Origin of the sequence: Arthrobacter koreensis, assembly GCF_009193255.1 — a bacterium.
Classification (GTDB): domain Bacteria; phylum Actinomycetota; class Actinomycetes; order Actinomycetales; family Micrococcaceae; genus Arthrobacter_B; species Arthrobacter_B koreensis.
In genome coordinates this window covers 109,319-134,480 of the sequence record NZ_WACG01000001.1, presented here as the reverse complement: position 1 = coordinate 134,480, position 25,162 = coordinate 109,319, and the positions used below count along the sequence as shown (strand labels likewise).

The window sequence follows — 25,162 nt, the reverse complement described above, 5'->3', positions numbered from 1 at the left end:
CCATGGCGCCTGGCAACTGCTCAGGCCCCGAGTCACTGCTCACTGGTGCCCCGTATCTATCCAGGCAAGGCGCTGCTGCCCGGCCCTGACGCCTCTGCACAATGGCACCCAGTAGCCGACCAGGCACCGCGCCGCTTGCTCGCACTCATTTTCTCCGCGCCGCTTCGTGTCCCGGCTTCGCCATAGGCCTACCCCGATCGTTAGAACGGTGGGGGATCGTGTTTCGGGTCTTCGCTTTCAGCAGGGTTGTTTGAGGCTCTGCGTGTTAGTGGGTTCGGTTGGTAGTCCAGCGCTGGGTCGGTTGCGTAGATGCGTCCGGTGGGTGAGTGCCATTCGATGGTTCCGGGTTCGGGTTGGCGTGCTGTCCAGTGGCCGAGGGTTTTGAACCGGTGGTGCTTAGGGCAGAGGTGTTCCAGATTGGCGTGATCCGTGGGCCCGCCGTGGGCGTAGGGCTTGGTGTGATCGATCTCCGCGTGCGTGACGCTCACGGAGCAGCCGGGGAACCTGCACGTCCCGTCCCGCGCCTGAAGCCAGCGTTTGAGTCCAGCCGGGATCCGCCGTGTTCGTCCAACGTTCAGGATCTCTCCCGTGCTGGGGTCCTGGATCAGGGGTGTCCAGCGCAGGGCGTCGAGAATCATGGCCCGCGCTGTTTCTGCACTGATTGGTCCGTAGCCGTTGAGTTCTGTGGGGTTCTCGTCGAGTCCGGCGAGGGTGTCGGCGTTGATGAGGACCATGACCTCGGTGCGGACTTTGGAGCGGCTTCGTTGCCGGTGCCGTTCGGCACGGCGGGGACGCGTGGCTTCCTGGCCGGGGCTTCTGCGCGGGGCAGCGGGTGCTTCCGTGGGGCTTTCCTGGCCGGAGCCGGATCGGGAACCCGCGTCAGCGCGGGAATCGGAGTCAGCATGAGGGCCAGGGGCGGTGCTGGTACCCGAGCCGTCGCCGGAGGAGGACCCTTTGCCGGGGTGGGGCCTGTGGCCGGGGTGGGGCCTGTGGCCGGGGTAGGGCCCGCGGCCGGAGCCAGTGCCAGGGCTGGAAATGATGCTGGGACTGCTATCCGTACCAGTGGCGGACAAAGTTTCCTCGGCGTCGCTAAAAGGCGGAGAGCCTTTGCCTGACGCAAAGCCACCTGCATCGGGAGGACTGTCAGCTGCTGGATCGCCCCCGAGAAGCAGTTCGGTGAGGACGTCCGTGCGGAGCTGGTCCATGGTGCGGGGGTCCCCGGCATGTTTGCCGGCTTTCGCTGCACCGGTCAGGGCGGCGAACATGGCCTGGCCTTTCTCTGCGGCGATGATCGCGCTGAGGCAGGACATGCCATCTGGCAGGGGCTGGAACATGACCCGGCGTTTGTCTTTGGCCTGGCGGTGCCGGACGGGGATCAGATCCGGGAACCGTGATTCCCGCAGCCGCCGGGCACGGCGGCCGAATCCGGCAGCGGTCCTTCCCTCGGCTGCCGCGAGGAGGTCCCGTTCGAACGCGCCCCGGACGGTGAGGACCTCGGCCACGGCAGGAGGGCCGACAGCGCCTTCAGCGCCCTCCTCACCAGGCTCGCGTGCTGCGTCATCGCAGGTTCCCTGATCCCCGGACTGCGTGCCCTGACTGTCGAGACCGAGGTCCAGCTGTCCGGGCTCTTCGGCCGAGGGGTGATTGGACGCTTGGGTTGGGGTCTGGCCATCCACGACGGTTCCGGCTCCCGTGCTGTCGCGGGACGGGACTGGCACGGCGGATACTGCTGCCGCGAGGATGTCGGTGGGGAGGTTGTGGGTTTCGTCCAGGATGATGCGGGCGTGCTGGAGGGCGATTTTCCCTTCGGCCAGGCGGGCGAGAGTCTGTGGTGCGTCGGTGCAGAGCCGGGTGGATTCGCTGATGAGCTGCATGGCGGTCATGTGGGGGATGTTCAGGGCGGTGGAGGCTTCGGCTGCTGCGAGGCTCATGGCCAGGGCTGGTTCTTTGCGTCCGGATGCCTCGGTGATGTCCCTGGCGAAGAGTACTTCCAGGCGGGCGGCTACGCGGGCCTGCTGGGCCTGGGCCCAGGAGATGAGCATGCCCAGACGCTGCAGCGTGGACACGGTTTCGTCATAGCCGAGGGTTTCGGGTCCGCGGAGGGATAGCTGCCCGGTGAATCCCTCAGGCAGCGGACCGGGATCGGTCGTGTCTGCCTGCCCGGGCTCGGCATGGAAGACAGCCACCGTGGGGACCACACCGCCGCGGTGCGGTTCTGAAGAGTCCCTTCCAGCAGGGCCACCCGTGCTGCCCGAGCCACCCGGGTCTCCGGGGGCGCCGGGGCTGCCGGCGTCACCCAAGCTGCCCGGACCACCTGAGCCACCCTGGCCTCCGGGGCTGCCGGCGTCGCCCAAGCTGCCCGGACCACCTGAGCCACCCTGGCCTCCGGGGCTGCCGGCGTCGCCCAAGCTGCCCGGACCACCTGAGCCACCCTGGCCTCCGGGGCTGCCGGCGTCGCCCAAGCTGCCTGGACGGGCGGGGCCTCCAGGGCTACCCGAACCGCCCTGACCGCCCGAGCCACCTTGGCCTCCGGGGCCTCCAGCATCGCCCAAGCCGGTGGAGCTACCCGGGCCTCCCGGCCCGGCCCCGCCACCTGAGCCACCCGATCCGCACGGCCCACCCGAACCGCCCGGCCCGCCCGACCCAGCCGCGCCACCCGGGCCGCCCGGGCCGCCGGTACCATCCGATCGCACGGGACTGGGAGGGGAAAAGGAACCGGCAGAATCTCGTCCTGGCTCCGCACCCGGAGCACCGTCCTGTTCCCGGTCAGCTGACCGGGAAAACGGGGTGCCCGAGGAACGGTTCATACCCCAAGGCTCTCAGCTGCCACTGACATTCCGAGACCAAAATCGGCCCTTTTCAGACCACAGGATTACCGGTAAATTACCTGCTTTTCGTCCGAACCAAGGCTAAGTCTACGGGCGCCGGAGGAGTCGTATCCCGAACGGCCAGAAACATCCGAGCCCGTGGATTACCGCGAGCATTCGGGGCAAAGCCCAAAGACCTCCACAGTGTGCGCAACGTCAGTGAAACCGTGCTCGCGGCCAAGACGCGCAGCCCAGCTTTCGACAGCAGGAGCCTCAACCTCCACAGCCTTGCCGCAGTTGCGGCACACAAGGTGGTGGTGGTGATGTTCAGCCTCGCAGCGGCGGTAGAGAACTTCACCGTCTGCGCCCCGGAGAACGTCGACCTGCTCGTCATCGGCCATTGACTGCAGGATCCGGTAGGTCGTGGCCAGCGAAACCTTTTCACCACGGTCCTGAAGGAGGCGGTGAAGCTCCTGGGTGCTGACAAAGTCGTCAAGGGAATCCAAGGTACGGCCCACCGCAAGCCGCTGGCGGGTAACCCGGGGCTCGGCAGTCCGCCCCGAGGACGATGGCTGCGCTGACATGGAAGCCTCCTGGCTGACTGGAACTGGCTGGCGGGACTGGCTGACTGGAACGGGCTGACAAGGACTGGCTGACGGGAACCGGCCACCAAAGTACGGCCGGCTGGGACACGCCGGCAATCTGCGAACCGGCTGACGATATTCGGACCTGACCCCAGATTATCAGCGTTGGCACACCGTACCTGTGGGAGAGTTCCACATCACCCGGAGTATCGTGACCCTATGAAAATGACCAAGTACACGCATTCATGTGTCCGGTTCGAAAAAGAAGGATCAGTCCTGGTACTGGATCCAGGCAACTTTTCCGAGGTCGAAGAAGCGCTCCGGGACGCAGACGCGATCCTCCTGACACACGAGCACGCAGACCACATCGACAGGGAACAGGTACTGCCGATCCTTGCTGAACGCCGGGACCTGCAGCTCTACGCACCCGCAGCACTGGCAGCATCACTGCGCAACGAAGCAGCAGACGATGCCCAGGACCGGATCCACGACGTGGACCCCAACACTGTCCAGCAAATCGCCGGAATCTCAGTACGCTCCTTCGGCGGACAGCATGCGCTGATTCACCCGCTGATTCCCATGGTGGAAAACCTCGCATACCTGATCGAAGACCGGATCTACCACCCGGGAGACTCCTTCACGGTACCCAGCGGACTCAAGGCAGAGGTGCTCCTGGTACCCATCCACGCACCGTGGTCAAAGGTGGGAGAGGTCATCGACTTCGTCATCGCCGTCGGAGCCCAAACCGCACATCCCATCCACGACGCGCTGCTGAACGGAAAGGGCCGCGGAATCGTGGAAAAGCACCTTGAACGCTTCGGCGAAATGTACGGAACAAGCTACCAGCCGCTGGCACCCGGTGACGTGGTGGACCTGTGACAGGAATCCTCATCAGCACCGCTGAGCTCAAGTCATCCCTGGACAGCGGAGAGCCGGTACGGCTGCTGGACGTGCGCTGGGAACTGGGCCGCAGCGACGGACACCGCAGATACCTCGACGGGCATCTGCCGGGTGCGGTCTACGTGGACCTGGATACGGAGCTGTCAGCTCCCGCAGGGCCGGAAGGACGGCACCCGCTGCCCTCGCCGTCGGTCTTTGGAGCTATGGCAAAGGGCTGGGGAATCAACGACGGCGACTCGGTAGTCGCTTACGACGCCTCCGGAGGTGCCGCAGCGGCACGGGCGTGGTGGCTGCTGCGGCACGCGGGGTTCGAGAACGTCCGGCTGCTCGACGGCGGGCTCCAGGCATGGCAGGCCGACGGCGGAACGCTGGAGCGCGGCCAGGTCACCCCGGTGCCGGGTACGGTGAGCCTGTCCTGGGGGCACCTGCCGGTCGTGGACATGGCTGGAGTCCCTGCGATTGCAGCTGACGGAGTGCTCATCGACGCCCGGGCACCAGAACGCTTCCGCGGCGAGAACGAACCCATCGACCCGCAGGCAGGGCACATTCCGGGAGCGATCAACGTACCCGCCGCAGGAAACCTGGACGCCAGCGGACACTATCTGTCCGCGCCGGAACTCAGGCAGCGTTTCGAAGCCGCCGGAGTGGACAGCTCGGGACCGGTGGGCACGTACTGCGGTTCCGGGATCTACGCGTCGGCTCAGGTCGCGGCCCTGGCCATGGCCGGAATCGACGCTGCCCTCTATCCCGGCTCGTGGTCGCAATGGTCCTCCACACCCGGACAGCCGGTGGCAACCGGCGCCGCAGACGGGTAGCGTCAAAGCCATGTTTACCGGCCGTCCCGTTCCGCCCCCGCTGCGCCTGAAGCTGCCGGACGGGGACCGCCAGCAGCCCGAGCAAGGAGAACGCATGACCACGCTTTTCACCAGGATCATTGAGGGTGAAATCCCCGGCCGCTTCGTCTGGAAGGATGACGACGTCGTTGCCTTCCTGAGCATCGGCCCCCTCGCCGACGGGCACACCCTGGTGGTCCCACGCCAGGAAATCGACAAGTGGACAGACGCACCGGCGGACCTGCTGGCGAAGATGACCGCCGTCGCCCAGGCCATCGGCCAGGTCCAGGTAGACGTCTTCGGCGCCGAGCGTGCCGGACTGACCATTGCCGGGTTTGAGATTGACCACCTGCACATCCACGTTTGGCCGGCCAACTCGCTGCAGGACTTCGACTTCAGCCGGGCAGAGACCAACCCGGACCAGGACAGGATGGAAGCAAACGCCGAGAAGCTCCGTGAAGGCCTGCGGGCTGCCGGCCACGGCGAGTTCGTTCCTGAGGCGTAGGCCGGACAGAACCAAAGCCCCGGCAAAAACTAAGCAGGAGCCAGTGCCTGGTTCAGGGCGGTCCGAATCCGTTTCTCCGAAACGGACCGGGCCGTTCCCAATTCCTGGGCGAAGAAGCTGATCCGCAGCTCCTCGATCATCCATCGCACTTCAGCCAGCGCCGGGGGAGTGCCGCGCCCGGGCACCAAGGCTGCGACGGCGTCGTCGTAATCATCTTCGAGCCCCTGCACCACCGCCATGCTCAGCGAATCCCGCTGCACGTTGGTGGGCAGTTTCTCCAGCCGCCGTTCAATGCCGGCCAGGTACCGCGGCAGCTGCGCCAGCTGCGCGTAGCCGGTGCGCGCCACGAAACCGGGATAGACCAGATGGTCAAGCTGGGCCCGGATGTCATTGAGCGCCGAAATCAGCGCCAGCGACGTGGTGCCCTTGAGCTGCTTCTGGATGCGGCGGGTCGCTGAGAGGACCTTCTCAACAATCGCCGTCACGGTGAACACCGTGTCGATCAGCTCGGCGCGGACCTTCTCATACAGTACGTCGAATTCCTCCCGCGACCACGGCAGGGACTCCGGGGTGAGCTTGTCGACGGCGGCGAGCGTGCAGTCCTCGATGAGGGCTGCCACGCTGCCGTGCGGGTTCTGGCTGAAAGTCAGTTTCTCGGCATTGCTGAGGTGCTCAAGCACGTACTTCGCCGGGCTTGGCACACGCAGTGCAAGCAGCCGGATTACACCGCCGCGCATGGCGGCTTCCTGTTCCGCTGCGCTTTGGAAGACCCTCAGGCCGGCGGTGGACCCTTCATCCACCAGGGCGGGATAACCGGTAACGGTGTGGCCGGCAACCAGCGTGTCGATCCGCCGCTCAAGAGTGCCCACGCTCCACTCGGTAAGGCCGGTTTCCTCACGGAACGACGACGCAGCCTGTCCGTTGGAAGCCGCTGAGGGGGTGCCCTTTACCGCCTTCGGCGCGGGCTTCACCGTACCCGGCGTCGCTCCGAGGGACTCCGCAATCGCCCGGCGGGTGGCCGGAGCCAGGGACTCCTGCAGGGCGGCAAGGTCCTTGCCCTCATCCAGCACGCGACCGGACGAATCCACCACGGTGAACCGCATCCGAAGGTGTTCCGGGATGGCGTCCCAGTTCCACGAGCCGGGCGGGATGATGTGCCCCTTCAACCGGCGCAGGGCCAGTTCCAGGGACGGTTCAAGAGGATCCGACGCCGGATCGAAGTCTGCTGCCAACGCCTCCGCAGCAGCACGCGCCACATCCGGCGCCGGAATGAAGTTCTTCCGCACGGCCTTCGGCAGCGACTTGATCAGCGCGGTGATCAGCTCAGCGCGCAGGCCCGGAATCTGCCAGCGGAACGGCTCCGGGTCGAGCTGGTTCAGGAACAGGACCGGAACCTCCACCGTGACGCCGTCGTTCGCGCCCGGCACACCCGGCGTGAACTCATAGGAGAGCGGCAGGTCGAAGTCCGCGTAGCGGAAGGTCTTGGGGAACTCGGTCTCATCCAGGCCTGCGGCGTCCTCCGTGCGCAGCGCGTCCGGATCGAAATCCAGCAGCTTGGGATCCTCATGCCGGGCATGCTTCCACCACTTGTCGAAGTGCCGCTCGGACACAACCTCGGAGCCGACGCGCTCATCGTAGAACTCGAACAGCGTCTCATCGTCCACGCGCAGGCCGCGTCGGCGCACGCGGGTCTCCAGTTCCTCCACTTCTGCAAGCAGGGCCTGGTTGCGGTGGAAGAACTTGTGGTGCGTGCGCCAGTCACCCTCCACCAAGGCATGGCGGATGAACATTTCGCGGGAGAGCACCGGATCGATCCGGCCGTAGTTCACGCTGCGGCGCGGGATGACCGGAACGCCGTAGAGCGTGACCTTTTCATAGGCCATGACCGAACCGTTGCGCTTGGACCAGTGCGGCTCGCTGTAAGTGCGCTTGATTAGGTGTGGGGCGACTTCCTCCACCCACAGGGGATCGAACTTGGCGGCGATCCGGGCCCAGAGCCGGGAGGTTTCCACCAGCTCGGCAGCCATCACCCAGTCCGGGGACTTCTTGAACAGGGCGGATCCGGGGAACACCGCAAAGCGGGTTCCCCGCGCACCGGCGTATTCGCGCTTGCGCTGGTCATACAGGCCAATATGGCTCAGCAGTCCGGAGAGCAGTGAAATGTGGACGTCTTTGTCGCGGCCAACCGGATCCACGTCTCCGGGCGCAAGGGTGATACCCAGGGGTTTGGCCAGCTGGCGCAGCTGGGCGAACAGGTCCTGCCATTCGCGGATGCGCAGGAAGTTCAGGAACTCGTTTTTGCAGAGCTTGCGGAACTGGGAGGAAGAGAGCTCCTTCTGCTTCTCCTGCACATAGCGCCACAGGTTCAGGTAGCCGGTGAAATCCGAGTTCTCGTCCACGAACCGCTTATGCAGCTCCGCGGCCTTCTGTGCCCGGGCGGGGTCGTCCTTGGACGGCCGCTCCCGCGGGTCCTGGATGGTCAGTGCCGCGGCCAGGACCATCACCTCCCGGACGCAGCCGCGCTGGCCAGCCTCCACGATCATCCGGCCAAGCCGGGGATCCACGGGCAGCTGGGCAAGCTTGCGTCCGACGGCGGTGATCCCGCCCTTGGGGGCCAGCGCGCCGAGCTCGCGGAGCAGCAGCGCGCCGTCGTTCACGGCTTTGGCGTCCGGTGGCTGCACGAATGGGAAATCGGCAACGTCCCGGGGTCCCTGGGCCACACCCATGGCAGCCATCTGGAGGATGACGGCGGCGAGGTTGGTGCGCAGGATCTCCGGATCGGTGAACTCCGGCCGGGCTTCAAAGTCATCCTCGGAGTAGAGCCGGATGGCAATGCCGTCCGAGACGCGGCCGCAGCGGCCGGAGCGCTGGTTCGCGGAGGCCTGGGAGATGCGTTCGATGGGCAGGCGCTGCACCTTGGTGCGGTGGGAATAGCGCGAAATGCGGGCGGTGCCGGTATCGATGACGTACTTGATGCCCGGAACCGTGAGGGACGTTTCGGCGACGTTGGTGGCCAGCACGATCCGTCGGTGCTTGCCGGGGGAGAAGACGCGGTGCTGCTCGGCCAATGACAACCTGGCATAGAGCGGCAGGATCTCCGTGTTGGCCAGGCGGGGGTTGCGGGTGACCGTTCCGCGCAGGGCATCGGCGGCGTCGCGGATTTCGCGTTCCCCGGAGAAGAAGATCAGGATGTCCCCGGGGGCCTCACGGGAGAGTTCATCAACGGCGTCGCAGACCGCGTCCAGCGGATCGCGGTCTTCCTCGAGCTCGTCCTCCTCGTCCGGTCCCAGGGCTGGCTGGTTTAGCGGACGGTATCGGATTTCCACCGGAAAGGTGCGGCCGGAGACTTCGATGATCGGTGCGGGTGTGCCGTCCGCCGCAGCGAAGTGCTGGGCGAAGCGCTCGGGGTCGATCGTGGCGGAGGTGATGATGACCTTCAGGTCCGGGCGCTCGGGCAGCAGGCGCTTTAGGTACCCAAGGATGAAGTCGATGTTGAGGCTGCGCTCGTGAGCCTCGTCGATGATGATGGTGCTGTACTTCTTCAGCTTGCGGTCATGCTGGATCTCTGCCAGCAGGATGCCGTCGGTCATGAGCTTGACCTTGGTCTCGCGGCTGGTTTCTCCGGTGAACCTGACCTGGAAGCCCACCTCGGCGCCGATCTCGACGTCGAGCTCTTCCGCGATGCGTTCCGCGACCGTCCGGGCGGCCAGCCGCCGCGGCTGGGTGTGGCCGATCAGTCCCTTGTCAGCCAGGCCCAGCTCCAGGCACATCTTGGGGATCTGGGTGGTCTTGCCCGAACCGGTGGCACCGGCGATCACGGTGACCTGGTTGGCAGCAATGGCGGCCATGATGTCTTCGCGGCGTTCCGAGACAGGAAGCTGCGGGGGATAGGAGATTGTCAGTGCCATAGTTGGCACCAGTCTAGTGCGTGGGCGGAAGCGCCTGCTTCCGGTGAACAGCGGGTGCGGGCCGGGAGCCGGAAGCGGAACCGGTGCTGGATGAGGACGGGGCGGCCTGGGTGACGGAAAGTGCGCCGGCGGCGCGGGCCAGCCGACCCGCTGCGGTGCGGGCACGTTCGCGCATCTCTTCCGGTGCCAGGATCTCGAATTCGACGCCCATCCCGGCCATACGGACCAGCGGCTGGTCCAGCGAGTCCCAGCCGCTGCGCAGCACTGTGTGGCCGGGCCCGTCAGCCTCCAGCACCGCCACTTCCGCGGGCACCTGTTCCGCCACCGAGGCGAGCGGGGCCGCGATGCGGATGACGACGTCGTACTGGTAGGGACTGCGGGTAATGGCGGACTGGACATACGCGGCGAGGTCCCTGGCCGGCAGCGGCCGTGGAGTGAAGCGCTCGCGGAGCACCGGCACCGACTGGCAGCGGTCCACCCGGAACGTACGCCAGTCCTGGCGTTCGGTGCACCACGCCACCAGGTACCAGCGCCGGCCGGTGCTGACCAGCTTGTACGGCTCAACGATGCGCCGTCCCTCAGCTGCCTCGAGTGCCTGGTAGCGGAAGGCGGCCGTCCGCCGCTCCGAGATGGCCGTGGAGAAAGCGGTCAGGAACTCGGGATTCACTGCTGATGCCGCCGCTGACGGGCCCGCCAGTACGCTCACCGACTGGCGCAGGGCAGAGAACTTGGGCCTCAGCCTGCCGGGGAGGACCTGCTCCAGTTTCACCAGGGCGCGGACGGATGCTTCGCCAATACCGGATACCGGACCGGAAGCAACCGCTGTCAGGCCCAGGGCGACGGCGAGCGCCTCCTCATCGTCCAGGAGCAGGGGAGGCAGCTGCGCCCCGGCTCCGAGCTGGTAGCCGCCGGCGATCCCGGGGGAGGCGGAGATGGGATAGCCAAGGCTGCGCAGCTTGCCGATGTCCCGGCGCACGGTGCGTTCAGTGACGGACATTCGTTCGGCCAGCGCCGCGCCGGTCCATTCCCTGCGCAGCTGCAGGAGGGAGAGCAGATGCAGCAGCCGTGCTGAGGTCTCGAGCATGGTTCCCAAGCTACTCCGTATTGCGGACAGGAACCGTCCTGGATTGAAATTCGTACGGAGCCCGGAGCCCGGAGCCCGGAGTCCGGCATGCGATGTTCGGCACTAGTGCCGGGGCAGGAAGGGCCGGTCCAGGGACAAGTCCCGCGGGTCTGCCACATCCCAGAGGGCATTGCCGTGCCACGGACGGCCGGAGGACACCGGCGGGAGATGCCCGCGGCCGTCATGCCGAATGGCGAAAACCACCACGGCGGAGACACCGGCCAGGAGGCCTAGGACCAGAAGCGTAAAGAAGATTTCCATGCCTTCAGGTTCAGCCCGGGCGGCACCAGAAATAAGTGGCAGATATGCCCATTAGCAGCAAAAAACTGCCATACTCACTCCATGCTCAAAAGCGTGGCCCTCATAGCGCTGGAGAACACCGGTCCGTTCGAACTGGGGCTGGTGGCGGAGATCTTCGGAATCGATCGCTCCGCCCGGGGCAGCGGCGTGCCCCGGTTTGATTTCCGCATGGTCACCCATGTTCCCGGGCCGGTCCGAACCTCAGCCGGATACACGATCCAGGTCGAGAACGGACTTGAGGCCGCCTCCGGTGCGGACCTGGTCATCATGGCACCCTACGGCTGCTGGCCGGACGGACCCGAACCGCTGCCGCCTGCAGTCCTTGAAACCCTCCGGAACGCCCACGAGCGGTCTGCCTGGGTGATGTCAGTGTGCACCGGTGCCTTCGCGCTCGCAGAAGCGGGCATCCTGGACGGCCGCAGGGCGGCGACGCACTGGCGCAACTCGGCCTTGCTCGCCAGGATGTACCCCTCCGTGGTAGTAAACGAGGATGTGTTGTACGTGCAGGACGGGAACATCATTTTAAGTGCAGGGACGGCGGCCGGGATTGACGCTTCGCTGCACCTTGTCCGCCAGGAACTCGGGGCCAAGGCGGCTGCCGCCATCGCCCGGGACATGGTGGTACCTCCGCACCGGGACGGCGGGCAGGCCCAGTACATTGACCGGCCGCTGTCCGTCACAGCCGGAGACACGCTGACGGACGTTCTGGCCTGGATCGCCGCGAACCTCGACCGGGAGCACTCCGTCACAGCGCTCGCAGCCCGCGCCCACATGTCGGAGCGGACGTTCGCGCGCCGGTTCAAGGCGGAAACCGGAACAACACCCGGGTCCTGGATCAACGCGCAGCGCGTACTCAGGGCGCAGGAACTGCTCGAAGACACGGCCATGAGTATCGAGGAGGTTTCCCGTGCGGCCGGGTTTGGGCAGGCCGTGCTGCTTCGCCACCACTTTAACCGTGCAGTTGGAATCAGCCCGGCCGCGTACCGCAGGGCATTCCGGGGCCGGGCAGGCCGGCCAGCCTGGGCCCAGCAGGGATACCCGGTCCATCCCCGGGCTCCGCAGATTCCGGGCTAGCCGGTGACGGGCCCGGAATCTGCTGAGCCCGGGGAACCGCAGCCGGGCTCAGCCGGCGGGATGAACCACCTCCACCGGAAGGATGGGTTTGGCGCGGCGCGTCCCGTTTCGGCGTCGGGAGCTGCTTTGCACTGGTAGCGTCCATGCGAATCAACCGGAACGGCCAGCCCACCCGCTGTCCCTTGCCGGACCATCTCCGCTGCCGGCGCACACCGGCGGCGGAACATATTTGGGGGATCTGCATGGGTGCTTCCCGGCGCTTGGTATTTCCAATTCTTTGGCTGGTGGTGTTCGGAGTCATCGCTGCCGCTCTGTTCAAACTCGCTTTTCTCGACGGGCTGTCTGCAGAGGCTGAGGCGCAGACGCCCTCCGCCCAGCTGCAAACCGCCACCGTGGAGGCTACCCGCGCGAGTGTGACGAACCTGGTCCAGGCCCAGGGATCAGTCGTCGCTGATCCGGCGGCCAAGATCCGAAGCACCAGCGACGGGTCTGTGGTCTTCGTCGACGTCGAGGCCGGACAGGCCGTGGCCAAGGGGGACAGGCTCTTCCAGGTGCGCAAACCCGTGGAGTCCCCTCCGGAGGCGCTTCCGCAGCAGGACGATGACGACGCCCCGCGGCCGGCGCCGGTCCAGCTCTACACCTACTCGGACGTTGTCGCGACGGCGTCAGGCACCCTGGCGGACTTTCCCGTCCTGCTGAACCAGCAGGTCACAGTGGGAGACGAGGTAGCCTCGGTGTCACCCGGAACATTCTCGGTGCAGGGAACCCTGAGCACGGAGCAGCAGTTCCGCATCCTGGACCGTCCGCAGACTGCCAAAGTCACGCTGAACGGGGGTCCGGCACCGTTTGACTGCGCAGCTATCACCACCGGGGGCCCGGCCGAAAAGGACCCGGCCCAGGATACGGGTGTCCCTGACGGGCAGCCGGCCGGCGGAACAACCGGAACGTTCAGCTGCGCGGTGCCGGCCGGAGTTGCCGTCTTTTCCGGGCTCGGTGCCAGTGTGGACATCACCGCCGGCCACGCCGAGGACGTAGTGACCGTTCCCGCCACCGCCGTTCGCGGAGCGGTGCAGAACGGAGTGGTGTGGGTAGTCCGGGATGCTTCCGCCGAGGCACCGGAAGAGCGTGCCGTGAGCCTGGGACTCAATGACGGACAGCAGGTCGAGATTACCGAAGGGCTCGCCGCAGGGGAGCAGATTCTCCAGTTCGTTCCAGGCGCACCGGCACAGGACAGCGGCGAGTTCGGCATGGCGGGGGCGATGGGCGGATGACCCAGTTCATTGATGCCCTCCCCGGTTCCTGCGGCTGGGTTTCTGCCGCAGGGGAAACCCAGCCGCTGGTACGGCTGCGGAACGTCACCCGGACTGTCCGGCGGCCGGACAACGAGGAGCTGCACATTCTTGGCGGCGTGGACCTTGATGTCCGGCAGGGGGACCACATCTCCATCGTCGGACGTTCCGGTTCCGGGAAATCCACCCTCCTGAACATTCTCGGCATGCTGGACCTTCCCAGCACCGGAACCATCGAATTCGACGGCGTACCGGTAGGGAACATGGGGGGCAACCAGCGCGCGGTCCTGCGCGGCGCCGCCGTCGGCTTCATCTTCCAGCAGTTCAATCTCCTGGCTGAACGCACGGCCCTCGAAAACGTGATGACGCCCCTGCTCTACGCGAAGGGACGCGACTTTTGGCGGCGCGAGAAGCTGGCTTCGGACATGCTGGGCCGGGTGGGCCTGGGCAGCCGCCTGCAGGAGAAACCGCAGAGGCTGTCCGGGGGAGAGCAGCAGCGCGTCGCCATTGCCCGGGCACTGGTCCGCAGTCCCCGGCTCATCCTCGCCGACGAACCCACAGGTGCGCTGGACATCGCCACGGGGCAGTCGGTGATGGGGCTGCTGGCCGAAGTGGCGGAGGAATCCGGAGCAGCGCTGATCACCATCACCCATGACCCAAACGTCGCCGCGCTGGCACACAGCCACTATCTGCTCGAAAGCGGACACTTGCGCCTTGGATCGGAGGCAGCCGCATGAGCCTGACCGGTATTGCCGGCTCCCTGGTTGAAGCGTGGGCCGAACTCCGGACGCACAAGACCCGCGTCCTGTTGGCGCTCATCGGCGTTGCGCTTTCCGTGGCGTCCCTGACTACCGTCGTCGCGCTGGCGGACATGTCCCGGGAAGCCCTGGCACAGGGTTCGGAAGCGTCCAGCGGACGCCCGGCCACCCTCACGGTAGGGGCGTACCCGATGAACGGTGAAATGGGAGACCCGGCACCACTGCGGGAGGCTTTCGGCTCCGTGGTTGAGCGGTACGCCGTCGAATACGCCTCGCTGAACCTGCTCACCTCCGTACCGTTCCAGTTCCCGGACGGCGTGGTGCAGGCCGAGACCACAGTGGTCGGCGCCGATTACGGGGTCATGCGCCGGGTCAACCTGACCAGCGGGGCATGGTTCACTGAGACCGACGGCCAGCGGCTTGCTCCCGCCGTGATCGTGAACGAGGCGTTTTATGCCCGTCTCGGTTCCCCTGACCTGGCGGTTGATCCGGTGGTAAGGATTTCCAACGGCACTCCCGTGGACGCTGTGGTCACCGGTGTCCGGCGGAACCTCTGGCCGGAGGAACCCCCGGCGGCCTACATGCTCTCCGAGGCCTACGACAGGGTTGGTGCCGTGGCCGCGCCCGGCATGAACGGTCCGCCAATGCTGGAACTGTGGGTGCCGGAAGACCTCGCTGAACCGTTGACTGCCGCGATCATCTCCGATCTCTCAGCCCAGTTCCCGGCCCTGCAGATTGACGCTTACCGCGCGGACTACGCGGCCTGGGGCGATCCCTACGGCGGCATGCAGCTGGCGGTGGGCGGCATCGCCGGGCTGGTGCTGCTCCTCGGCGCGGTGGGACTGCTGAACATCTCCATGGTCACGGTGAAGTACCGGGTGCGTGAGATCGGAATCCGGCGCAGCTTCGGGGCCACCTCGGGACGGATTTTCTTCGGGGTTATGCTCGAATCCGTTGTAGCGACCTTCGTCGCGGGACTGGTCGGAGTGATGGCCGCGATTGCCGTTGCCAAGCTGCCTGCCGTCCAGCGCCAGGTGGCCTTCGGGATTTCCGAATTGCCGCCGTTCCCGGTTGAGGCAGCCCTGCTGGGTCTCGGCGCCGCCACCGCGGTCGGTGCACTGGCCGGACTGATCCCGGCGGTGGTGGCAGTGCGGGTAAAGGTCATCGACGCGATCCGCTTCTAGCCCGCAGACCGGGATGAGGACACAAAAAACCCCGCTGCCGGTAATGGCAGCGGGGTTTTCCCTGCAGATTTGGTGCCCTCGATAGGATTCGAACCTACGGCCTGTTGCTCCGGAGGCAACCGCTCTATCCCCTGAGCTACGAGGGCGGGACACCGGAAAACCGGTATGTCCTGCAGGGACTAAAGAAGCTTAGCAGGTTCTTGCTGGTGCCCGGAAACCAATTCCGTTTCCCCACCATCGAGATGACAGAAACTGCCCGTTTCAGCGTTCTAACGAGCAGTTTCTGCCATCTCGATGGTGAGGTGGAGAGGGGAGGGGATGGGCGGGAAGGGCTAGTAGCCCAGGAACGGATCGGTGTGGACGCGCCGCACGCCTGCGGCCTTGAGGGCGCGGCGGGCAGCAGCCACGGCCGACGGCGACCCGGCCACGTACGCGGTCCGCGTCGCGGCGTCGGGCACTGCGCTGGCCAGCGCGGCGCCGTCCGGCAGGCCCGCCCCGAGCCAGGTCCATCCCGGAACGGACGGATCAGACGGCGTGCACACCAGTACACGGACCCCCAGATCGGCGAGCTCCCGGGCATAGGCAAGTTCCGCCACGGAAGAGGCGGCGTAAACGAGCACGATGTCCCGGTCCCTGGCGGCAGCAGAGCGCAGCTGGCTCAGGAACGGGGTGATGCCGATTCCGGAGGCCACCATCAGCACCTTGCGGGAGGCATCGCGGGGGAGCTGGAAATCCCCGCCGACGGACGTCGCGGAGATCCGCGCTCCGGGCTTGAGCGCCAGGAGCCTGGTCTTGAAGGAGCTTCCCGGATCCGACACACGCAGTGCCACGGAGACGGTGGCGGGGTCCGCCGGATCGGAGGTGAGGCTGAAGATCCGGCGCAGTCCGCGGCCGTCCGGGCTGGGATGCGGAAGGTTCAGCTCGAGGTACTGGCCCGGGGTGTAGCGGAGCGGCCGCTCCGGCTCGAAGACGAGTTCACGGGAACTGGGAGTCAGGTTCCGCGAGGAGCGCAGCCGCAGCGAAATTCCCCCGCGCTGTCCGGCAGCGAAGGCCAGGAGGTTGCCCACCAGCAGGGCCAGCTCGGGGGACATGAAGACCGGGCCCACGGACAGCGGCACAGCGAACAGGACACCCACGACGGCGGCTTCGGCCAGCCGCTGCCAGCGCAGCGGCGGCAGGGTCAGGGGCTCGGAAAGCATAAATCCGGCGAAGAAGAGGACCGGATAGGACGTGAACGCCGTCGCCAGTCCTTCCAGCACCGGTTCCCCTGCGGCGGCGAAACGAACCGTGACGATTCCGGCAGCGACGGCGGTGAACACACCGGCCATCGGCAGCAGGCGGGCGCGGTACAGCACCAGCAGCGCCGCCGGGATGACCGCAATGAGCATCAGCGGCGCGGCTACCCACCAGACCGGAGCGTTGAGCCCGGTGACGCCCATAACGAACGCGCCAACGGCCGCTGGATTGAAAATGTGGCGCCGCCGCCAGACCAGCAGGTACTTCGACGCGGTGGCAGCCAGGCCAGCCAGTGCGATCCAGCCCAGCTGCACGCCGTCGGTAGTGGGCCAGAAGAGAAAGAAGAGGAGAAGGCCGGTTATGAGGGCGGAATCCGTCTGCGGGAACGTCCGGAACAGCAGCCCCATCACCCGGCTGGCCATCAGCGTCGAGACCACGGCGGTCGCCAGCGTCGCCGCGAGCTCGGACGGCGTGTAGAAAAGCGCTCCCGCAAGGGAGAGCACGAAGGACCACGCGGCCATCGCCAGCAGCAGTACCACAAGCATGCGGTACATGCTCATCCTGCCCAGCAGGCGCTGCAGCCGTGCGGAGGGAGTGCTCAGGGAAACGGTCATGAAAAAAGGACTCCAGCCATTGCGGATGAATACTCTGCCCTGCCGTCGGAAAACATCCGCACGTAGTCGAAATCGAACTCGGCAGCGAGTAGGGAAGGATCAGTAAGGAACAGTGCCGTGGCCAGGCCGTCCGCCGTCATGGCGTCCCGGGCCAGGACCCAGGTGGCAGCCACGGCATTGACCGGCAAACCGGTCGAAGCATCCAGGACATGGTGCAGTCCGTTGCCCCACGCCCGCCTGTTGATGGCTGAGGCGCACAGGGCGCGGTCCTGGAGCTGCACGACGCCGATGGCCTGCTGGGGATCGAACGGGTGCTCGAGCCCTACCCGCAGGGCGGGGCCGGAGTGACGCATGTCCGAACCGGCATCAACCACCACCGAAGCATATCCGCGTCCAGTGACCAGTTCCCAGACGAGGTCCACCAGCTGGCCCTTCCCTGCGGCCCCCACATCAATCGTTCCGGGACCGGCAAGGCTTAGCCGGACTTCGGCCGGGCCGCCGGCTTCGCGCTGCACGGATTCCCACTGCACGGCCCGCTGCCAGTCCGGGGCGCCGGAAGCCGGGCCCTGCGGCGTCAGCCGGTAGCCGGGTCCGTACCCCAGAAGCTCAAGGGAACCGCCCACCAGCGGATTCATGCGCCCCTCGGTCAGCCGGTCAAGGGAGTCGTAAAGCGAGAGCAGCTCCGCTGTGTAGCCGGGCAGGACCGCTGTTCCTCCGCCGTGGAAAAGACCGGCGAGGACCGAGTCGCTGCGGAAACGGGAGAGCGCCTGGTCATAACCGGAGACAAGCCCGCTGACAGCCGCACGGGTAGCGGCATCGAGAGGGGCCCCGGCGCTGATTTCCCAGTGCGTGCCAATCGCTTCGAATGACCAGGCGTCCACGGCTTGCCCCTAGCGGGAGGCTTCGCTCTTGATTTCGTCCAGGGCCTTGTTGAAGCCTGAGCTGGTCAGTGAGGAAGAGGCAACCTTGTCCACCTTCACCTCGTCGAGCGGCTTTCCAACGACCTCCTGCTGGACGCCGTTCGTGAACTCGGCCTGGTAGCGCTTGGAGGTCGGGTGGTTGCCGGACGTGGAGACCTGTAGATCGGTGACGACGCCGTCCGCCAGGGTCAGGGATACCGTGACCTCTTCCTTGGTGTTCGACGGCGGAATGTAACTGCCCGTGGCCGTGTACTCGCCGTCCTGGTACTCGCCGCTCGTTGCAGGCGCCCCGCTGGACGCTGCAGGCGCCGGGGTGCCCGACGCCTCGTCGGTGGCGGCGTCCTGGGCCGATCCGGCGGAGCCGCAACCGGCGGTTCCCAGCAGTGCCAGTCCGGCGGCAGCAGTTAGCAGCGGTTTCTTGGAATTCACGGATGCTCCTTCAAATGCAGGCGGAAGTTCCCCTCTTATTACAACCCATCAACGCCGCCGCATGCCTTTCGGTGCCCTGCTGTGCCGCAGGACACATTTATGCCGCGAAACGCAGGGCAGCCAGACGCAAACCGGAGGAATAAGGCCCGTACGGGCTGCCCGGCTATGCTTAACCGGTGACTCCTGAAGAACTTTCCTCTGCCGTAACCGCCTGCCTCAAAGACGCCATCGATGCGGGTGATTTCAGCATCGAGCTTCCCTCCGACGTCCGCGTTGAGCGGCCGCGGAACCGGGACCACGGCGACTGGGCCACCAATATCGCCCTGCAGCTGTCCAAGCAGGCCGGCATGAACCCCCGCCAGTTCGCGGAAATCCTCTCTTCGCGGCTGGAGCAGATTGACGGCGTCGCGAAGGTGGACATCGCCGGGCCGGGCTTCCTGAACATCACGCTCGACGCCGGTGCCGCCGGTGAACTGGCCAAGGCCATCGTTGAAGCAGGCCCCGCCTACGGCCGCTCCGATGCGCTGTCCGGAACCCGGATCAACCTCGAGTTCGTCTCCGCCAACCCCACCGGTCCGATCCACCTGGGCGGTACCCGCTGGGCCGCCGTCGGCGACGCCCTGGCCCGGGTCTTCGAATCCCAGGGCGCGGAAGTCACCCGTGAGTACTACTTCAATGACCACGGTGCGCAGATCGACCGCTTCGCCCGCTCCCTGCTGGCCTCCGCCAAGGGCGAGCCGGCTCCCGAAGACGGCTACGCCGGTGCCTACATCGAGGACATCGCTTCGCGCGTGCTTGCCGTTGAACCGGACATCCTGGAACTCCCGGAAGCGGAGGCACAGGAACGCTTCCGTGCCGTTGGCGTGGACCTGATGTTCGGTGACATCAAGGAATCCCTGCACAACTTCGGCGTGGACTTCGATGTGTACTTCCACGAGGACTCCCTGCACGGAAACGGGCAGGTCGAAATGCTGCTCGAGAAGCTCAAGGGCTCCGGGAACCTGTACGAGAAGGACGGCGCCTGGTGGCTGAACTCCACCGAATTCGGTGATGACAAGGACCGCGTGGTGATCAAGTCGGACGGCAACGCCGCCTACATCGCCGGAGACATCGCCTACATCCAGAACAAGCGCGAGCGCGGTTTCGACCTCAACATCTACATGCTCGGGGCGGACCACCACGGTTACGTTGCCCGGCTGAAGGCCGCCGCGGCCGCCCTGGGCCACGATCCGGAGTGCGTCGAGGTGCTGATCGGCCAGATGGTGAACCTGGTCAAGGACGGCAAGCCGGTCCGTATGTCCAAGCGCGCCGGAACCGTGGTCACGCTCGAAGACCTGGTTGACGCCGTCGGTGTGGACGCCGCGCGCTACACCCTGGCCCGCTTCTCAGCGGACTCGAACATTGACATCGACCTGGACCTGCTGACCAAGCGCAGCAACGAGAACCCGGTGTTCTACGTCCAGTACGCCCACGCCCGGACCTACGCCTTGGCACGCAACGCCGAAGCCGCGGGCGTGGATGATTCCGCGTTCGACGCCGCGCTGCTCTCCCACCCGACCGAGAGCGCCCTGCTTGCTGCCCTGGGCCAGTACCCCGGCGTGGTGGCCCAGGCCAGCGCCTTCCGCGAACCGCACCGCGTGGCCCGGCACCTCGAAGTCATTGCCGGTACCTACCACCGCTGGTACGACGCCTGCCGCATCGCCCCGCAGAACGGCGAAGAGGTCACCGACGTCAACCGCACGCGGCTGTGGCTGAACACTGCCGCACGGCAGGTCCTGGCCAACGGACTGGACCTGCTGGGCGTCTCTGCACCGGAACGGATGTAGGTCTCCATGAGTATCTCCCCGCTGGCGCCGCAGTGGCTCAGCTTCCCCGAGGATTCAAACGCGCTCCGCCCCGGCATGTGGGCGCAGGACGTATTGCGCGGCGGGAACGGTGAGCTGGAGATTTCCGGCATCCCCGTCTCCGCCCTCGCCGCTGAATTCGGGACCCCGCTGTTCGTTGTATCCGAAGCCGACTTCCGTGCCCGGGCCCGCGACTTCAAGGACTCCTTCGACGCGGCGTTCGCGGACGCCTGCGGGGGAGTGGACGTCTACTACGCAGGCAAGGCCTTCCTCTGTACCGAAATCGCCCGCTGGGTGGCCTCTGAGGGGCTGCGCCTGGACACGTGTTCCGGCGGTGAGCTGGCCGTTGCCGCCCGTGCCGGAATTCCCGGAGCGAACCTGGGCCTGCACGGCAACAACAAGTCCGACGCCGAGCTGAACCGGGCGCTGGACATGGAGCTGGGCCGGATTGTGGTGGATTCCCTTCCGGAGCTCCACCGCCTCGGTGCCCTGGCACAGGAACGCGGGGTGCAGGCAAACGTGATGCTGCGCCTGACCCCCGGTGTCCATGCACATACCCACGAATTTATTGCCACGGCGCACGAGGACCAGAAGTTCGGCCTGTCCATGGCAGCGGACCGTGAATCCGGGATGTCCCCGGCCTCGGAAGCCGTGGCCGCGGCCCTGCAGAACCCGGGTATCCGGCTGCTGGGCCTGCACAGCCACATTGGCTCGCAGATCTTCGACCCGGCAGGATTCGAGGAAGCGGCCCGCCGCCTGCTCGGCTTCCTGGCCGAGGTCAAGCAGCTCCACGGCGTCGAGCTGCCCGAACTGGACCTGGGCGGCGGCTACGGAATCGCCTACACCGAGGCCGACACCCCGCGCCCGGCCGCGGAGATCGCCAAGGCCATGGCCGCCGTCGTCTCCGGCACCTGCGCCGCGCTTGGGCTCGCCGTGCCGCGAATCTCCATCGAACCGGGCCGCGCGATCGTGGGCCCGACCACCTTCACGCTGTACCGTGCAGGGACCGTCAAGACTGTCCGCGTGGATACGGCCGACGGCGGGTCCGCGGAACGCCGCTACGTTTCAGTCGACGGCGGCATGAGCGACAACGCCCGGCCCGTCCTGTATGACGCGGACTACTCCGCGGTACTGGCTTCCCGCGCCTCGGAACATGACGCGGTTATTTCGCGCGTGGTTGGCAAACACTGCGAAAGCGGGGACATAGTGGTGAGGGATGTTTATCTGCCCTCGGACGTTGACCACGGAGACCTGGTGGCCGTTCCCGGCACCGGCGCGTACTGCTGGGCGCTGGCGAGCAACTACAACTACATTGCCCGTCCGCCCGTCGTGGCTGTCCGGGACGGCGCAGCGCGGCTGATTATCCGCGGCGAAACCGAAGAAGACCTGCTGGCGCGGGACGTTTCATGACCGGTATTGGAGAACGCAAAGCAATGAAGACACTCAAGGTGGCCCTGCTGGGCTGCGGCAACGTGGGATCCCAGGTAGCCCGGATCCTCCTGAACGATGCCGCTGACCTCACGGCACGCACGGGTGCGCAGCTGGAGCTGGTTGGAATCGCCGTCCGCAACCTGGATGCTCCCCGCGACGTCGAGCTGCCCCGCGAACTGTTCACCACCGACGCCGACTCGCTGGTCGAGTCCGCGGACATTGTCATTGAGCTGATGGGCGGCCTTGAGCCTGCCCGCAGCCTGATCCTTCATACCATTGGCCACGGTGCCTCCGTAGTCACCGGCAACAAGGCGCTGCTGGCTGCCGACGGCGCCGCGCTGTATGAGAAGGCCGACGCCGCCGGTGTCCGCCTGGCCTATGAAGCGGCGGTTGCCGGAGCCATTCCCATCCTCGGCCCGATCCGTGACAGCCTCTCCGGTGACCGGATCACCCGGGTGCTGGGCATCGTCAACGGCACCACGAACTACATCCTGGATGCCATGGACTCAACCGGCGCTCAGTTCGCCGATGCGCTGGCCGAAGCACAGCGGCTGGGTTACGCCGAAGCGGACCCCACCGCCGACGTCGAAGGGCACGACGCCGCTGCCAAGGGCGCGATCCTGGCGTCCCTTGCCTTCCACACCACCTTCGAAATGGCCAACGTGTCCTGCGAAGGCATCACTGCCGTCACCGCGGCGGACATTGCCGCCGCCAAGGACGCCGGCTTTGTCATCAAGCTGCTGGCCATCGCGGAGAAGCTGGAGTCCGACGGCGCCGAGGGCGTCAGCGTCCGCGTGCACCCCACGCTCCTGCCGCGCACCCATCCGCTGGCCGCGGTGCACGGCGCGTTCAACGCCGTCTTCGTCGAGGCGGAGAACGCCGGTGAACTGATGTTCTACGGCCAGGGCGCCGGCGGTACCCCAACTGCCTCCGCGGTGATGGGTGATGTGGTCACCGTTGCGCGCCGGTTGGTGCTGGGCGGCCACATGGGCGTCGAAGCAGCCTCCGGACATGTTCCGGCCCTGCCGCTGGAGAAGGTCACCACCAGCTACAGCATCGGACTCGACGTTGCCGACGCACCGGGAGTCCTCTCCGCCGTCGCCCGCGTCTTTGCCGAAAACGGCGTCTCCATTGAGACCATGCGCCAAAAGAGCCACACCGACGCAGCCGGCGCCAGCGCCGAACTGCGCTTTGTCACCCACCGGGCGCCCGAGGCCGCACTGGCGGCCACCGTCGAGGCCATCAAGGGCCTGGACGTCATCAATTCAGTTACATCCGTCCTGCGGGTAGAAGGGGTCTAGAACCTTGGCTCATCAATGGCGCGGCGTTATCCGCGAATATGCCGACCGTCTCCCGGTTACCGAAAAGACCGAGGTCATCACCCTCGGTGAAGGCGGCACCCCGCTGGTCCACGCGAAGGCACTCTCCGAGCTGACCGGCAACGAGGTCTACCTCAAGGTCGAAGGAATGAACCCCACCGGTTCGTTCAAGGACCGCGGTATGACCATGGCCATGACCGCCGCAGTGGAAGCCGGCGCAAAGGCCGTGGTCTGTGCCTCCACCGGCAATACGAGTGCTTCCGCCGCCGCCTACGCCACCCAGGCCGGGCTTACCTGTGCCGTGCTGGTGCCGGACGGCAAGATTTCCATGGGTAAGCTGAGCCAGGCCATCGCGCACGGCGCGCAGCTGCTGCAGGTCAACGGCAACTTCGACAACTGCCTCGAAGTTGCCCGCAAGCTGGCCGAGGCCTACCCGGTGTTCCTGGTCAACTCCGTGAACCCGGCCCGCATCGAAGGCCAGAAGACCGCCTCCTTCGAGGTTGTGGACTACCTGGGCGACGCCCCGGACTACCACCTGCTGCCGGTGGGCAACGCAGGCAACATCACTGCCTATTGGCGCGGTTACCGGGAGTACGCCCAGCCGTGGACCAACCAGGCCGGTACCGAGCTGGCACCGGTTGCCACCAAGACCCCGGTTATGTGGGGCTTCCAGGCTGAAGGCGCTTCTCCGCTGGTCAAGGGCCACCCGGTCACGGACCCGGACACCATCGCTACCGCCATCCGCATTGGCAACCCGGCTTCCTGGGACCAGGCGATCGCTGCCCGCGACGAGTCCGGCGGGCTTATTGAAGCCGTCTCGGACACCGAGATCCTCGAAGCGCACCGCTGGCTCTCCTCCCGCGAGGGCGTCTTCGTGGAACCGGCCTCCGCAGCCGGCGTGGCAGGCCTGCTGAAGAAGCATGCCGCCGGCGAGGCCCCCACGGGCAAGAAGATCGTCATCACCGTCACCGGCCACGGCCTGAAGGACCCGCAGTGGGCCCTCCGCACCGCAGACGGGTCCGATGTTGAACCCACGAAGGTGGACTTCGACGTCGTCAGCGTTGCCGCTGCCCTGGGGCTCGAAGAGTCCGCCCCGGCTGAAGCCCGCTAGCCGGGCATGCAGGTGGAATTCCAGCACGCGGATACCCCTTCGGCTTCGCGGGTTGCCGCGGGACAGGACCTCAGCGTCCGGGTCCCGGCAACCAGCGCAAACCTGGGGCCGGGCTTCGACTCCCTGGGCCTCGCCGTCACCCTGTACGACACCGTGCGCGTGCGCACCACGGACTCGGACGGGATCCGGGTGCGCGTGAGCGGCGAGGGCGAAGCAGTGCTGCCCACGGATGGTACGCACCTTGTTGCCCGGACCATAGTGGACACGATCCGGAGCGCGGGATACGCCGCGGGCGGGTTCGAGCTCGAATGCGAGAACGTCATTCCGCACGGCCGTGGCCTCGGCTCTTCGGCGTCGGCGATCGTCTCCGGCGTCCTCGCCGGCAACGCACTGCTTCCGGCTTCCGCACGCCTGGACGCTGCCGGACTGCTGCATGCCTGTTCGGCGCTGGAAGGACACCCGGACAACGTGGCTCCCGCCCTCGCCGGTGCGCTGGCGGTCTCCTGGGAAGAGGACGGTGTCTTCCGGTCCGTCCGCGCGGACGTGCATCCGGACATCATCCCGGTAGCCGCCGTACCCGCCACGGAGCTGTCGACTGAGAGCGCGCGCGGGCTGCTGCCCGCCATGGTGCCGCACCGTGACGCGGCAGCGAACTCCGGACGGGCGGCGCTGCTGATGCAGGCCCTTACCGCGGACCCGTCGCTGCTGCGCGAAGGAACCGAGGACTTCCTGCACCAGGGGTACCGTGCGCCGGCCATGGCGCCCAGCGCCGAACTGATTGCGTCCCTCCGCACCGCCGGCTTTGCCGCCGTGGTATCCGGGGCGGGGCCCACCGTGATGGTCCTGGCTTCCGGAACGGAACAGGCGGATGCCGCCGAAGCGTTCCTTGCTGCCCGCCTGGGCGGGGAAAGCAGCGGGAATTGGCGTGTGCTTCGGCTTGGCGTGGACCGAGATGGTGCTAGAGTGGTACTGCACCAGCGGTAAATACCCGAA

The 25,162-nt window shown here is 66.6% G+C and carries 20 protein-coding genes and 1 tRNA gene; 12 read left to right on the top strand and 9 right to left on the bottom strand.

The window, feature by feature from the left end:
* Window positions 1-200 precede the first annotated feature (200 nt).
* Window positions 201-2,186, bottom strand: coding sequence for a DUF222 domain-containing protein (locus tag GD628_RS00600; protein WP_193313161.1), 1,986 nt, complete (start codon window positions 2,184-2,186; stop codon window positions 201-203).
* Between the two features lie 785 nt (window positions 2,187-2,971).
* Window positions 2,972-3,391 (bottom strand): Fur family transcriptional regulator, encoded by a 420-nt coding sequence (locus tag GD628_RS00595; RefSeq protein WP_091603380.1) that lies wholly within the window; start codon window positions 3,389-3,391, stop codon window positions 2,972-2,974.
* Window positions 3,392-3,610: 219 nt separating this feature from the next.
* Between GD628_RS00595 and GD628_RS00590 the strand changes: the two genes are divergently transcribed.
* The 3 genes from GD628_RS00590 to GD628_RS00580 all read left to right on the top strand — a co-directional run bounded on the left by GD628_RS00590 (window position 3,611) and on the right by GD628_RS00580 (window position 5,629).
* Entirely contained in the window at window positions 3,611-4,270 is a 660-nt protein-coding gene (locus tag GD628_RS00590; RefSeq protein ID WP_091603383.1) for an MBL fold metallo-hydrolase, read from the top strand.
* Window positions 4,267-5,106, top strand: coding sequence for a rhodanese-like domain-containing protein (locus GD628_RS00585; RefSeq protein WP_152273536.1), 840 nt, complete (start codon window positions 4,267-4,269; stop codon window positions 5,104-5,106). The genes GD628_RS00590 and GD628_RS00585 overlap by 4 nt, the downstream gene beginning before the upstream one ends.
* Before the next feature lie 94 nt (window positions 5,107-5,200).
* Window positions 5,201-5,629, top strand: coding sequence for an HIT family protein (locus GD628_RS00580; protein ID WP_091603824.1), 429 nt, complete (start codon window positions 5,201-5,203; stop codon window positions 5,627-5,629).
* Between the two features lie 29 nt (window positions 5,630-5,658).
* Here the strand turns inward: GD628_RS00580 and hrpA are convergent, their stop codons facing one another.
* From hrpA to GD628_RS00565, 3 genes are all read right to left on the bottom strand, one after another.
* Entirely contained in the window at window positions 5,659-9,537 is a 3,879-nt protein-coding gene (hrpA, locus tag GD628_RS00575) for an ATP-dependent RNA helicase HrpA (RefSeq protein ID WP_152273535.1), read from the bottom strand.
* A gap of 13 nt (window positions 9,538-9,550) precedes the next feature.
* Window positions 9,551-10,621 (bottom strand): helix-turn-helix transcriptional regulator, encoded by a 1,071-nt coding sequence (locus GD628_RS00570; protein ID WP_152273534.1) that lies wholly within the window; start codon window positions 10,619-10,621, stop codon window positions 9,551-9,553.
* Window positions 10,622-10,723: 102 nt separating this feature from the next.
* Entirely contained in the window at window positions 10,724-10,921 is a 198-nt protein-coding gene (locus GD628_RS00565; protein ID WP_152273533.1) for a hypothetical protein, read from the bottom strand.
* Between the two features lie 81 nt (window positions 10,922-11,002).
* On the opposite strand from GD628_RS00565, the gene GD628_RS00560 reads away from it, so the two are divergent.
* The 4 genes from GD628_RS00560 (at window position 11,003) to GD628_RS00545 (ending at window position 15,265) form a co-directional block, all read left to right on the top strand.
* Window positions 11,003-12,034, top strand: a complete 1,032-nt coding sequence (locus GD628_RS00560) for a GlxA family transcriptional regulator (RefSeq protein ID WP_152273532.1) — start codon at window positions 11,003-11,005, stop codon at window positions 12,032-12,034.
* A 260-nt stretch (window positions 12,035-12,294) separates the two neighbouring features.
* Window positions 12,295-13,305: a permuted SH3 domain-containing protein gene (locus GD628_RS00555; protein ID WP_152273531.1), complete on the top strand. Its 1,011-nt coding sequence runs from the start codon at window positions 12,295-12,297 to the stop codon at window positions 13,303-13,305.
* Window positions 13,302-14,060, top strand: a complete 759-nt coding sequence (locus tag GD628_RS00550; RefSeq protein ID WP_152273530.1) for an ABC transporter ATP-binding protein — start codon at window positions 13,302-13,304, stop codon at window positions 14,058-14,060. The genes GD628_RS00555 and GD628_RS00550 overlap by 4 nt, the downstream gene beginning before the upstream one ends.
* Window positions 14,057-15,265, top strand: coding sequence for an ABC transporter permease (locus GD628_RS00545; protein ID WP_226802280.1), 1,209 nt, complete (start codon window positions 14,057-14,059; stop codon window positions 15,263-15,265). Before GD628_RS00550 ends, GD628_RS00545 begins: the two co-directional genes overlap by 4 nt.
* A 70-nt stretch (window positions 15,266-15,335) precedes the next feature.
* Here the strand turns inward: GD628_RS00545 and GD628_RS00540 are convergent.
* The 4 genes from GD628_RS00540 to GD628_RS00525 form a co-directional block, all read right to left on the bottom strand.
* A tRNA-Arg gene (locus GD628_RS00540) sits at window positions 15,336-15,411 on the bottom strand.
* Window positions 15,412-15,597: 186 nt separating this feature from the next.
* Entirely contained in the window at window positions 15,598-17,115 is a 1,518-nt protein-coding gene (locus GD628_RS00535) for an FAD-dependent oxidoreductase (protein ID WP_152273529.1), read from the bottom strand.
* Window positions 17,112-17,996 carry an FAD:protein FMN transferase gene (locus tag GD628_RS00530; RefSeq protein ID WP_152273528.1) on the bottom strand — a complete coding sequence of 295 codons (885 nt, stop codon included), beginning with the start codon at window positions 17,994-17,996 and terminating at the stop codon, window positions 17,112-17,114. Before GD628_RS00530 ends, GD628_RS00535 begins: the two co-directional genes overlap by 4 nt.
* 9 nt (window positions 17,997-18,005) lie before the next feature.
* Window positions 18,006-18,464, bottom strand: coding sequence for an FMN-binding protein (locus GD628_RS00525; protein WP_152273527.1), 459 nt, complete (start codon window positions 18,462-18,464; stop codon window positions 18,006-18,008).
* A 176-nt stretch (window positions 18,465-18,640) separates the two neighbouring features.
* Between GD628_RS00525 and argS the strand changes: the two genes are divergently transcribed.
* The 5 genes from argS to thrB are packed head-to-tail and all read left to right on the top strand — an operon-like array spanning window position 18,641 to window position 25,153.
* A complete protein-coding gene (gene argS, locus GD628_RS00520) occupies window positions 18,641-20,290 on the top strand; it encodes an arginine--tRNA ligase (RefSeq protein ID WP_152273526.1) in 1,650 nt (549 codons plus the stop codon).
* 6 nt (window positions 20,291-20,296) lie between these two features.
* The gene (gene lysA, locus GD628_RS00515; RefSeq protein ID WP_152273525.1) at window positions 20,297-21,718 is read left to right on the top strand and encodes a diaminopimelate decarboxylase; all 1,422 of its coding nucleotides are present in this window, start codon (window positions 20,297-20,299) and stop codon (window positions 21,716-21,718) included.
* Window positions 21,719-21,741: 23 nt separating this feature from the next.
* Window positions 21,742-23,040: a homoserine dehydrogenase gene (locus tag GD628_RS00510; RefSeq protein ID WP_152273524.1), complete on the top strand. Its 1,299-nt coding sequence runs from the start codon at window positions 21,742-21,744 to the stop codon at window positions 23,038-23,040.
* Window positions 23,041-23,044: 4 nt separating this feature from the next.
* Entirely contained in the window at window positions 23,045-24,169 is a 1,125-nt protein-coding gene (gene thrC, locus GD628_RS00505) for a threonine synthase (protein ID WP_091603418.1), read from the top strand.
* 12 nt (window positions 24,170-24,181) lie between these two features.
* Complete coding sequence (gene thrB, locus GD628_RS00500) at window positions 24,182-25,153, top strand: homoserine kinase (RefSeq protein ID WP_226802279.1); 972 nt, start codon at window positions 24,182-24,184, stop codon at window positions 25,151-25,153.
* The last annotated feature ends 9 nt before the right edge of the window (window positions 25,154-25,162 follow it).